The 10,479-nt window shown below is 70.4% G+C and carries 9 protein-coding genes and 1 pseudogene; 7 read left to right on the top strand and 3 right to left on the bottom strand.

Annotated elements, in window-relative coordinates; genetic code table 11:
• Positions 1-277: 277 nt before the first annotated feature.
• From ROTAS13_RS12970 to ROTAS13_RS12955, 4 genes are all read left to right on the top strand, one after another.
• The gene (locus ROTAS13_RS12970; RefSeq protein WP_058390244.1) at positions 278-1,846 is read left to right on the top strand and encodes a cytochrome ubiquinol oxidase subunit I; all 1,569 of its coding nucleotides are present in this window, start codon (positions 278-280) and stop codon (positions 1,844-1,846) included.
• Between the two features lie 13 nt (positions 1,847-1,859).
• Positions 1,860-3,008 (top strand): cytochrome d ubiquinol oxidase subunit II, encoded by a 1,149-nt coding sequence (cydB, locus tag ROTAS13_RS12965; RefSeq protein ID WP_019461855.1) that lies wholly within the window; start codon positions 1,860-1,862, stop codon positions 3,006-3,008.
• A gap of 12 nt (positions 3,009-3,020) precedes the next feature.
• Positions 3,021-3,140 (top strand): cytochrome bd-I oxidase subunit CydX, encoded by a 120-nt coding sequence (cydX, locus tag ROTAS13_RS12960; RefSeq protein ID WP_019461854.1) that lies wholly within the window; start codon positions 3,021-3,023, stop codon positions 3,138-3,140.
• Between the two features lie 104 nt (positions 3,141-3,244).
• Positions 3,245-4,042, top strand: coding sequence for a Crp/Fnr family transcriptional regulator (locus ROTAS13_RS12955; RefSeq protein WP_019461853.1), 798 nt, complete (start codon positions 3,245-3,247; stop codon positions 4,040-4,042).
• Between the two features lie 20 nt (positions 4,043-4,062).
• On the opposite strand, the gene ROTAS13_RS12950 is transcribed toward ROTAS13_RS12955, so the two are convergent.
• Entirely contained in the window at positions 4,063-4,611 is a 549-nt protein-coding gene (locus ROTAS13_RS12950; protein ID WP_019461852.1) for a hemerythrin domain-containing protein, read from the bottom strand.
• 208 nt (positions 4,612-4,819) lie between these two features.
• Between ROTAS13_RS12950 and hemN the strand changes: the two genes are divergently transcribed.
• Both hemN and ROTAS13_RS12940 read left to right on the top strand, forming a co-directional pair.
• Positions 4,820-6,217, top strand: a complete 1,398-nt coding sequence (gene hemN, locus ROTAS13_RS12945; protein ID WP_079253369.1) for an oxygen-independent coproporphyrinogen III oxidase — start codon at positions 4,820-4,822, stop codon at positions 6,215-6,217.
• Between the two features lie 81 nt (positions 6,218-6,298).
• The gene (locus tag ROTAS13_RS12940; RefSeq protein WP_019461850.1) at positions 6,299-6,955 is read left to right on the top strand and encodes an OmpW family protein; all 657 of its coding nucleotides are present in this window, start codon (positions 6,299-6,301) and stop codon (positions 6,953-6,955) included.
• Between the two features lie 423 nt (positions 6,956-7,378).
• Here ROTAS13_RS12940 and ROTAS13_RS12935 read toward each other — a convergent pair whose 3' ends face one another.
• Positions 7,379-8,323: a lactate/malate family dehydrogenase gene (locus tag ROTAS13_RS12935; RefSeq protein ID WP_075822551.1), complete on the bottom strand. Its 945-nt coding sequence runs from the start codon at positions 8,321-8,323 to the stop codon at positions 7,379-7,381.
• A gap of 1 nt (position 8,324) precedes the next feature.
• Positions 8,325-9,806: a DASS family sodium-coupled anion symporter gene (locus ROTAS13_RS12930; protein WP_019461848.1), complete on the bottom strand. Its 1,482-nt coding sequence runs from the start codon at positions 9,804-9,806 to the stop codon at positions 8,325-8,327.
• Between the two features lie 379 nt (positions 9,807-10,185).
• Between ROTAS13_RS12930 and ROTAS13_RS12925 the strand changes: the two are divergent.
• Positions 10,186-10,479 (top strand): annotated as a pseudogene (locus ROTAS13_RS12925) (amidohydrolase); the annotation flags it as partial.

Raw genomic sequence — 10,479 nt, 5'->3', positions numbered from 1 at the left:
GTCGAGGCAGAGGAGCAAGGCGGCGAGGGCGTTCCAGCGGCCGCCTTCGCGGCTGGCGGCGCGGAGCCAGGCGCGGCGGCGGGTGGCGCTCTGCCTGTCGGGGGCGGGGTGCGGCATGGCGGCGGTCTCGCATGGCGCCGCTCGCGGAGCCTTGATCAAGGTCAAGGCGGGTATGCCCCGCACCGGCCTAGGGAGCCGCATGAGGCGAACCGTGCCGCCCCTTGCGGCTCCTGGCGGAGTCCGGGCCGGGCGCGGCGCCCAAACGGCGGAGCAAGCCATGGATCCGGGTGTCGTCGACCTATCACGACTGCAGTTCGCGCTGACCGCGCTGTACCACTTCCTCTTCGTGCCCCTGACGCTGGGCCTCTCCTTCATGCTGGTCATCATGGAGAGCGTCTACGTGATGACCGGGCGCCCCATCTGGCGCACCATCACGCAGTTCTGGGGCACGATCTTCGGCATCAACTTCGTGCTCGGCGTCGCCACCGGGCTGACGATGGAGTTCCAGTTCGGCACGAACTGGTCCTACTTCTCGCACTACGTGGGCGACATCTTCGGCGCCCCGCTGGCGATCGAGGGGCTGATGGCCTTCTTCCTGGAGGCCACCTTCGTCGGGCTGATGTTCTTCGGCTGGGACCGGCTGAGCCGGATCGGGCATCTCTTCGTCACCTTCATGGTGGCGCTGGGCACCAACCTCTCGGCGCTGTGGATCCTGATCGCCAACGGCTGGATGCAGAACCCGGTCGGCGCGGCCTTCAACCCGGAGACCATGCGCATGGAGGTCGTGGACTTCATGTCCGTGCTCCTCAACCCGATCGCGCAGGCCAAGTTCGTCCACACCGTTTCCGCCGGCTATGTCATTGCCTCGGTGGCGGTGCTGGGCATCTCCGCCTTCTACCTGCTGCGCAACCGGCATGCCGGATTCGCGCGGCGCTCCATGGCGGTGGCGGCGGCCTTCGGCCTCGCCTCCTCGCTCTCGGTCGTGGTGCTGGGCGACGAGTCCGGCTACGCGCTCACCGACAACCAGAAGATGAAGCTGGCCGCCATCGAGGCCGCCTGGCACACCGAGGCATCGCCCGCCGGGCTCACCCTCTTCGGCATGCCGAACTTCGCCGAGCGCCGCACCGACTATTCCGTGCAGATCCCCTGGGTGCTGGGGCTGATCGCCACCCGCAGCCTGGACAAGCAGGTGACGGGCATGTCGGAGCTGGTGCTGCTGGCGCAGGAGCGCATCGCCTCCGGCCAGATCGCCTATGGCGCCGTGCAGGTGCTGAAGCAGGATCCGAAGGACGCCGCGGCCCGCGCGGTCTTCGCCCAGCACGGGCGTGACCTGGGCTACGGGCTGCTGCTGAAGCGCTATGTGGACGACCCCCGCCAGGCGACGCCAGCGCAGGTCGAACAGGCGGCCTGGGACACCGTGCCGAGCGTGCCGCTGATGTTCTGGAGCTTCCGCATCATGGCCGGGATCGGCTTCGCCATGATCGCGCTCTTCGCCACGGCCTTCGTGCTCTGCTCGATGCGCCGCTTCGACCAGCGCTGGTTCCTCCGGCTCTGCGTGCTGGCCATCCCGCTGCCCTGGCTGGCGGTGGAACTGGGCTGGATCATCGCCGAGATGGGCCGCCAGCCCTGGGCGATCGAGGGCGTGCTGCCGACCGCGCTCGGCGTCTCCTCGCTTTCCCGCGCCGCGCTCTGGACCACGATCGTGGGCTTCACCCTGCTCTACGGCACCCTGGCGGTGATCGAGGTCAGCCTGATCCTGCGCACCGTCCGCCGCGGACCCTATGCGGGGCATGAGGACCCGCAGCCCCAGCCCGGCACGCTGCCCGCGTCGCCGATGACCGCCTGAAGGAGGACGGGTCATGGAATTTCCCCTCGATTATGCGACCCTGCGGGTGATCTGGTGGGGGCTGATGGGCGTGCTGCTCATCGGCTTCGCCCTCACCGACGGCTGGGACATGGGCGTCGCCGCCATGCTGCCCTTCGTCGCCCGCACGGATGTGGAGCGGCGCATGGTGATCAACACCGTGGGCCCGACCTGGGAAGGCAACCAGGTCTGGTTCATCCTGGGCGGCGGCGCGATCTTCGCCGCCTGGCCCTTCGTCTACGCCGTCAGCTTCTCCGGCTTCTACCTCGCCATGTTCCTGGTGCTGGCGGCGCTGATCCTGCGGCCCGTCGGCTTCAAGTACCGCTCCAAGCGCCCCGGCGCCGCCTGGCGGGAGCGCTGGGACTGGGCGCTGTTCATCGGCGGCTTCGTCCCGGCCCTGGTCTTCGGCGTGGCGGTGGGCAACGTGCTGCGCGGCGTGCCCTTCCGGCTGGATGGCGACCTGCGCGCCTTCTACGACGGCACGCTGCTCGGCCTCTTCACCCCCTTCACCCTGGTCTGTGGCCTGCTCTCGGTGGCGATGGTGGTACTGCACGGCGCCTCCTTCCTGAGCGTCAAGCTGGAGCACGGGCCGGTGCATGACCGGGCCCGCCGCTTCGGCGCCGTGGCGGCGCTGGCCTCGATCCTGCTCTTCGCCATCGGCGGCGCCTTCATCGCCTATGGCGACATGGGCTTCCGCCCGAGCGGCGTGGTGGACCCGGCCGGCTTCTCCAACCCGCTGCGCTCCGGCACCGTCGCCGCGGCCGGCGCCTGGCTGGACAACTACAGCACCTATCCCTGGATGAAGATCGCCCCCGCCCTGGGCTTCGGCGGCGCCGTCCTGGCCCTGCTGGGCATCCTGTGGCGCAAGGAGGTGCCGGCCTTCCTCGGCTCCTCGCTCTCCACGCTGGGCATCATCGGCACGGTGGGCCTGTCGATGTTCCCCTTCATCCTGCCGAGCTCGGTGGACGCCTCCTCCAGCCTGACGGTCTGGAACGCCTCCTCCTCCCACCGGACCCTGTTCATCATGCTGGTGGTGACCGTGATCTTCCTGCCGATCGTGCTGGCCTACACCGCCTGGGTCTACCGGGTGCTCTGGGGCCGGGTGACCAGCCAGGACATCGCCGCCCATCCCCATTTCTACTGAGGACGAAGATCCATGTGGTATTTCGCCTGGGTGCTGGGCCTCGGCCTGGCCGTTACCTTCGGGGTGCTGAACGGCATGTGGCTGGAGTTCCACCTGCCGCCTGACGAGAGCGACATCCATCCGGCCCACTGAGGCTCTGGATCCCCGGGATGGGGCGGGGGCGGCCGGCAAGGCCGCCTTCCGCTGCCTCCGCCCCCTTCCGCCGGCCCCCCCAGCCCCCGGGGAGCCGGTATGGGGTGACCGCCCGGGCGCCATGCGCTCCCGGCAGGGCCTTCCTTTTCACAAGCCCTTCCGGCCCCGCTATACTGCCGCGGTCCAGCCGGGGGGCTTGCGCCATTCACCGTCCATGTGCCGATTGCCAGGTCCGTGACCAGTCGCTCTGCGGTTCCCTGAGCGACGAGGAACTGCGCAGCCTCAATGCCATCGGCCGCCACCGGAAGCTGGAGCGGGGCCAGACCCTGCTCTGGGCGGGGGACGAGGCGCTGCTCTGCGCCAACCTGCTGTCCGGCGTGCTCAAGCTCAGCGCGGCGACGGCGGATGGGCGGGAACAGATCGTCGGCCTGCTCTACCCGGCGGATTTCGTGGGCCGCCCCTTCGCCGAATCCGCCGAGCACACGATCACCGCCCTGACCGATGCGCAGCTCTGCGTCTTTCCCCGGAAGCCCTTCGAGGAGACGCTGGAGGAGCATGTCCGGATGGAGCGCCTGCTGCTCCGCCGCACCCTGGCCGCGCTGGACGACGCCCGCAACCGGATGCTTCTGCTCGGCCGCAAGACGGCGGAGGAGAAGGTGGCGAGCTTCCTTCTCGACATGTCGGTGCATCTGGCCCCCGGGGAGGAGCGGGGCGGGCGGGCGGTCACCTTCGACCTGCCGCTGACCCGGGCACAGATCGCCGACGTGCTGGGCCTGACCATCGAGACGGTCAGCCGCCAGATGACCCGGCTGAAGCGCGCCGGCCTGATCGACCTGCCCGCCGGCCGCCTCGTCACCATCCGCGACCGCGATGCGCTGGAGGAACGCGCCGAGGCCGCCTGAGTCCCGCCGGCCCCGGACCGTCAGGCCTGCGGATCGGCCTCCAGGCTGGCCGAGAGGATGGCCACCGTGGCGGGCGAGAGGCGCGCGCGCGCCAGGGTCAGGATGGCCAGTTCCTCGAAGGCCAGGGCGCGGCGGTAGCCGTCGAAGAAGCAGCGCAGCATATAGCCCAGCGCCTCGGCATCCCCGGCCAGCGCCCCGGGGACGGCGGCATCGAGTTGCCCGCCCAGGTCCCTTGCATGCAGCTCGTCCAGCGCGTGCTGCCCCCTGATCCGGCCGAGGACGCAGCGCCGCAGCGCCGTGCCGTCCGCCCCGGGAAAGAGCATGGCCAGCAGGGCCTGCTCCTGCTGCTGGTGGCGTGGCACGAGGATGCGCAGCTCGCGGCTCACGGCCTGCTTCTCCTCCATCTCCGGGAGATGCGGCAGCCGGTCCGCGATCCGTTCCAGCCGGTCGCAGAGCTGTCGCAGCGAGGCATGGTCCACGGCCAGGGCGCGGATGCGCTGGTCCAGGCTCCCTTGCCAGCGCTCGCAGAGCCGGAAGAGCTGCGCCCCTGGCTGTGTCGTCTCCACCATCTTCGGCCCTCCTGCCGGGCCGGTCATAGGGGCGGCGGCGGCGGCCGGCATTGACACCAATCAAGGCCACGACCCGATCGGCCATGCTCCGCATCTCGTGACCTGGAGTGCCATCCCCGGGGCGCCATGGCTCCGGGGCATGACGGTCCGGGGCTTCCCTTGCGCTGGATCAAGGCGCGCCGGCGTGCCCGGGCGCATGAGGCGCGCCATGGACGGCTTCATCGACATGGCCCAGCACCTGACCCAGGATCATTCCCAGGACCGCGCGCTGCTCGCGCTCGCGGAGGCAAGGGTGCCCCGCTACACCAGCTATCCCACCGCCGCGCAGTTCGGGGCGCTGGAGGAAGCCCGCTACCGCGACTGGCTCCGCCAGGGCGTGCGGCCGGGCGACACGCTGTCGCTCTACGTGCACGTGCCCTTCTGCCGGGAGCTCTGCTGGTACTGCGCCTGCCACACGAAGCCGACCCGTTCGGCAGCGCGCATCCGCGCCTATACCGAGGCGCTTCTGGCCGAGGTCGCGCTGCTGGCGGAGTCGCTGCCGCCACATGCCGGCGTGTCGCACCTGCATCTGGGGGGCGGCACCCCCTCGATCCTGGGCGCGGAGGGGCTGGGCGCCCTGCTGGCGGCGCTGCGGGAGCGATTCCATATCCGTGACGATGCGGAGCTGGCGATCGAGCTCGACCCGCGCCTGCTGGACGAAGCGCTGGCCGGCGCCCTGGCCGGGATAGGCTTCAACCGGGCAAGCCTGGGCGTTCAGGACATCGCGCCGGAGGTCCAGTCCAGGATCGGGCGGCCGCAGCCGGCGGAACAGGTCGCGCGCGCGATGAAGTGGCTGCGCGCCGCGGGGATCGGCGGCATCAACCTGGACCTGATGTACGGGCTGCCGGGGCAGACCATCGCGCATGTGGAGGCCAGCGCCCGCTTCGCCGCCTGGCTCCGCGCCGACCGGGTCGCGGTCTTCGGCTACGCGCATGTGCCCTGGATGCGGCCGCACCAGCAGGCGATCGACGCCACGCTGCTGCCCGGCGTGGTCGCGCGGCTGGGGCAGGCGGAACGTGCCGAGGCGGTGCTGCGGCGGATGGGCTACGAGGCGCTGGGCCTGGACCACTTCGCCCTGCCCGGGGACCCTCTCACGCAGGCGGCACGGGAGGGCAGCCTGCGCCGCAACTTCCAGGGCTACACCACCGACCGCGCGCCGGTGCTGCTGGGCCTCGGCCCTTCCGCGATCGGCAGCCTGCCGGGTGGCCATGCGCAGAACGAGACGGATGAGCGCCGCTACCGCGAGCAGGTCCTGGCCGGCCACCTGCCGGTCGTGCGCGGCGTGGCGGCGACGCGGGAGGACAGGCAGCGCGCCGCGCTGATCGAGCGCCTGATGTGCGACTTCGCCCTCGACATCGACGCGCAGGCGGAGTCGGAGCCGGGGATGCGCGCCATCCTCGACGAAGGGCTGGAGCGGATGCTGCCGCTCTGCTGCAGCGGCCTCGTGCGGCGGGAGGGTGCGCGGCTGGAGGTGCTGCCCGCCGGGCGGCGCTTCGTGCGGCAGGTCGCGGCCTGCTTCGACGCCTATCTCGCGCCCGGTGCGAAGCGGCATTCCGCCGCGGTGTGATCCAGATCAAGGAATGCCGCGCCGCCCCCGCCTATGAACACACTCATGCGGTGACTGCGCCGCTTCGATGCGAGAGAGACGATGAACAAGACCTTTCGGATGGTTTCGGCCGTGGCGATGGCGGCGGGCCTGATGGCCACGCCGGCCCTGGCGCAGCAGGAGCCGGTGCGCGGCAAGCAGGCCGGCGACCTGGTCCTGGGCTTCGGCGCCATCGGCGTCCTGCCGGAGAAGGGCGGCCATGTGGACGCGATCGGCGGCAAGCCGGATGCGAGCAACAGTGCCTCGCCGCAGCTCGATCTGAGCTACTTCTTCACGCCCTATTTCTCGGTGAACGCGATCGCCGCGACCACCCGGCATGACCTGTCCGTGCGCGGCTCCGCCATCGGCGGCCTGGATCTTGGCCATGCCTGGATCCTGCCGCCGACCGTCACGGCGCAGTTCCACCCGCTGCCGGCTTCCCGCTTCAGCCCCTATATCGGCGTCGGCGTGAACTACTCGGTCTTCTACGGCGAGGGCGGCAGCCTCAGCGCGCCGGTGAACAAGGTGGTGGTGAAGAATGCCTGGGGCTGGGCGCTGAACGCCGGCATCGACTACGAACTCAGCCCGCGCTGGGTGATCAACGTCGATGCGAAGAAGCTGTTCCTCGATCCCCGCGTCTCGGTGAACAGCGGCGCCATCATGGCCCGCGCGGACCTCGACCCCTGGATCGTCGGCGCCGGCATCCGCTACCGCTTCTGACCGCCACGCCGCGGTTCGCTCCTGGCCTGCCGGCAAGACGTCCCTGCGTGGCGCCGGTGGCCGGCCCCCGGGGGAGAGGCGCTGCCTCTCGCCCCGGAACCCCCACTCCGCCAGGACGCTGCGCGCCCTGGCCCCCCTGTGCTGGCGTCCGTGGTGACCGCCGCCCTGTGGCCCGGTCCCGGGAGCCGGGTGGACAGGCGGGGCTCCGGAAACGCGTGGAACACCCTGACCGCGCCGGAGGGCATGGCTCTCCGGCGCGGTCAGGCGTCAGAAAGCGGCAGCAAGCGGGAGGTCCAGGGTCAAGCCCATACGTTTGACCAGGTTCCTGGCGGATGGGGGGTATCGGGGGGGTCGAGGCGCTGCCTCGACGCCGTAGGCCAGGCAGGGCCTTTCCCCCTGGGCGTGAAGCGCGGCGCGGGACGATCAGCCGGCGGCGGCCAGCCCGTGCCGGATGGCGTCGTGCAGGACCCCGGCGCTGTGGCGGAGCTCCTGGTTCTCCCGCGCATCCAGTGGCGGCAGCAGCGGCGCCGAGGCCCCCTGCGCGCCCAGGACATGCGGCAGCGAGATGCAGGTCTCCGGCACGCTCAGAACCTCGTCCATGAAGGTCGAGACGCTGAACAGCACATGCTCGTCGTTCAGCAGCGCGCGGGTGAGGCGCGCGATGCAGCCGCCAATGCCGAAATTCGACACGCCCTTGCCTTCCTTGATGCGGTAGGCGGAGGTGCGGACCTCCTGCGCGATGGTGGCCTGCACCTCGGGCGGGATGGGGTGGCCCAGCTTCTCGGCGAAAAGCGTCAGCGGCATTCCGGCCACATGCGCGCCGCTCCAGTGCAGGACCTCGGAATCGCCGTGCTCGCCCAGGACATTGACATGGACGGAGCCGGGCGAGACGCCGAGATGCTGCGCCAGCCGGTCGCGGAAGCGGGCGGAATCCAGCGCGCAGCCGGTGCCGATGGCGCGGCCCTTCGGCACGCCGAAGCGCCGCACCGCGATGGCGGGCATCACGTCCACCGGGTTGGTGGCGAAGAGCAGCACCGTCTCCGGTGCCACCCTCAGGACCCGCTCCAGCACCGCCGAGACGACATGCACATTGGCGGCAAGCAGGTCCAGCCGCGTCTGCCCCGGCTTCAGGCTGGTGCCGGCGGTGATCACCACCACCTGCGCCCCGGCGAGGTCGGCATAGTCCCCCGCGCGGATCTGCGCCGTGCCGCCGAAGGCGGCGGCATGGGCGATGTCCTGCGCCTCGGAGCGAGCGCGGGCCTGGTCGAGATCGACCAGCACGATCTCCCGCACCCCGGGCGTGATGGCGAGGAGGTAGCCCGCCGCGGCGCCGACCAGCCCTGCGCCGATGATCCCGACCTTGCGCATCCTACAGCACTCCCATCATCGGCCAGAGGGTGACGGACAGCAGCCAGATCAGCGCGAGCCCCACCACGGTCATCACCACGCCGACCTTGGCGAACTGGATCGTGCTGAAGGCGCCGGTGCCGTAGCAGAGCATGTTCTGCGGCGCGTTGGTCGGCAGGATGAAGCCGAAGGACACGACGAAGCTCTGGATCAGCACGATGCCGAAGGCCGCCTGCGGGCCGAAGGGCAGGGTCTGGGTGAAGGCGATCATGATCGGGATCAGCGTGCTGGCCAGCCCGGTCGCCGAGGCGAAGCCCAGGTGCAGCACGACGGAGAAGACCGAGAGCGCCAGCACCACATTGGCCACGGCCATGCCGCCCAGGCCGAGCTGCCCGAGCGTGACCCCCGCCAGCCAGGCGGCGGCGCCGGTGCGGGACAGCAGGATGCCCAGCGAGATGCCCGCCGCGAAGAGCACCACCGTGCCCCAGGGCACCAGCTTCTCCGCCTGCGACCAGTTCATCACGCCGATGCGCGGCATCAGCAGCAGGGCGATGCCGAGCTGCGTGGTGGTGGTGGTGTCGAGGGGATGCAGCCAGCCCTCGGTGGACCAGAGGACGAGCAGCAGCAGCGCCACCAGCATCAGCCGCTTCTCGGCGGGGCTCACCGGGCCCAGCTCGTCCAGCTCCGCCTGCAGCCGCCGCTGCGCCTCGCCAGCCTCGGGCACCTGCGGCCGGAGGATCAGCAGCGCCACGACAAACATCGTCACGCACATGCCGAGGGTGAAGGGCAGGGCGGTGATGAACCACTGGCCCCAGGAGATGTTCACCCCGAAGCTGCCCTGCATGAAGCTCAGGCTGATCAGGTTCTGCGCCGCGCCGGTCTTGATGCCCATGTTGAAGACCGAGCAGATCATGGCGGTGACGATCATCAGCGTGGCGCCCAGGCTGCTCGCCACCGGCAGGCCAAGCGCGGTGACGATGCCCACCATGATCGGGATCACCGCGCCGACGCGGGCGGTGGCGGAGGGGATGAACAGCGCCAGCACGAAGCCCACGATCATCGCGCCGATGATCAGCCGCGCAGGCGAGATGCCGACCTTCGACATGACGAGCAACGCGACGCGGCGGTCGAGGCCGGTGAGCTTCAGCGCCACCGCCAGGAACAGCGCGCCCGCCACCAGCAGCACGGCGGAGGACGAGTATCCGGTCAGCATCACCGCGAGGGCGCTGGAGGAGGTCATGGGCGCGCCGCCCTCGGTCAGCGGATGCCCCATCAGCCCCAGCACGGCCATGCCGGTCAGCACGATGGCACTCGCGGCGGGCGAGACGCATTCGCTGATCCAGAGGATGATCACCAGCGCCAGCAGCCCGAGCGCCACCTGCCCGGAGGCGGTGAGGCCGGCGGGCGTCGGCAGCATCAGGATGGCGCCATAGACGATCAGTGCGAAGGCAAGAAAGGCGAGTTTGCGGTTCGAGGTCGGTTCTGCCGGCGATGAGAGAAGCATGAAAGACTCCCGGTCTTGTTCAGCCAGGGCCATGCTGACCCCGTGGCGGGATTGGTCAACATGACTTCCGAAGTTCTCCATGGCCGTGAAGCATGTTTACCATGCAGTATGGGTATTACTGCCGCTCTTCCTGTGGACAACTGATTTTTGTGGCGTTTTCTTGATCCTGCGCAAAGACGCGGTGTGCCTGCCTCGCGACACTGCTCCATTTTCGCGCCGCCACCGCTCGTTCGGGGCCTTGGCCGCCGCCCCTCGGGACAAGCTGCCACCGCCTGGCTTCCCCCTCTTCTCCCGGCGGCGCGAAGGGCGCAGATTGCGCCCTCTTCGAACGCAACGCCGGGGCCCCGCAACCCCGGGTTCATGGAATGGTGGCAGGCTCATGCAGAACGGCGAGGACATCTGGCGGCTGGTCGAGGCGAAGCGCGAGGAATTCGCCGAGCTGAGCGACCGCGTCTGGGGCACGCCCGAGCTGAACTATGCCGAGCAGCGCTCCGCCGCCGCCCATGCCGGGATGCTGGAGCGGCAGGGCTTCCGCATCACGAAGGGTGTCGCGGGCATCCCGACCGCGGTGATGGGCGAGGCGGGCGAGGGCGGGCCGGTGATCGCCATCCTGGGCGAGTACGACGCGCTGCCCGGGCTGAGCCAGGAGGCCGGCCTGGCCGAGCCGCGCCCG

The sequence above is a fragment of the Roseomonas sp. TAS13 genome (genome assembly GCF_001950415.1).
In the GTDB taxonomy this organism is placed as follows: domain Bacteria; phylum Pseudomonadota; class Alphaproteobacteria; order Acetobacterales; family Acetobacteraceae; genus Roseomonas; species Roseomonas mucosa.
This window is presented reverse-complemented; position numbering and strand designations above follow the sequence as displayed.

Excerpts from the sequence above, each read along its gene's own strand:
- cydB (WP_019461855.1), top strand. The coding sequence starts at position 1,860 with ATGGAATTTCCCCTCGATTATGCGACCCTGCGGGTGATCTGGTGGGGG.
- ROTAS13_RS12950 (WP_019461852.1), bottom strand. The coding sequence starts at position 4,611 with ATGGTGGAGACGACACAGCCAGGGGCGCAGCTCTTCCGGCTCTGCGAG.
- ROTAS13_RS12930 (WP_019461848.1), bottom strand. The coding sequence starts at position 9,806 with ATGCTTCTCTCATCGCCGGCAGAACCGACCTCGAACCGCAAACTCGCC.
- cydX (WP_019461854.1), top strand. The coding sequence starts at position 3,021 with ATGTGGTATTTCGCCTGGGTGCTGGGCCTCGGCCTGGCCGTTACCTTC.
- ROTAS13_RS12970 (WP_058390244.1), top strand. The coding sequence starts at position 278 with ATGGATCCGGGTGTCGTCGACCTATCACGACTGCAGTTCGCGCTGACC.
- ROTAS13_RS12935 (WP_075822551.1), bottom strand. The coding sequence starts at position 8,323 with ATGCGCAAGGTCGGGATCATCGGCGCAGGGCTGGTCGGCGCCGCGGCG.
- ROTAS13_RS12940 (WP_019461850.1), top strand. The coding sequence starts at position 6,299 with ATGAACAAGACCTTTCGGATGGTTTCGGCCGTGGCGATGGCGGCGGGC.
- hemN (WP_079253369.1), top strand. The coding sequence starts at position 4,820 with ATGGACGGCTTCATCGACATGGCCCAGCACCTGACCCAGGATCATTCC.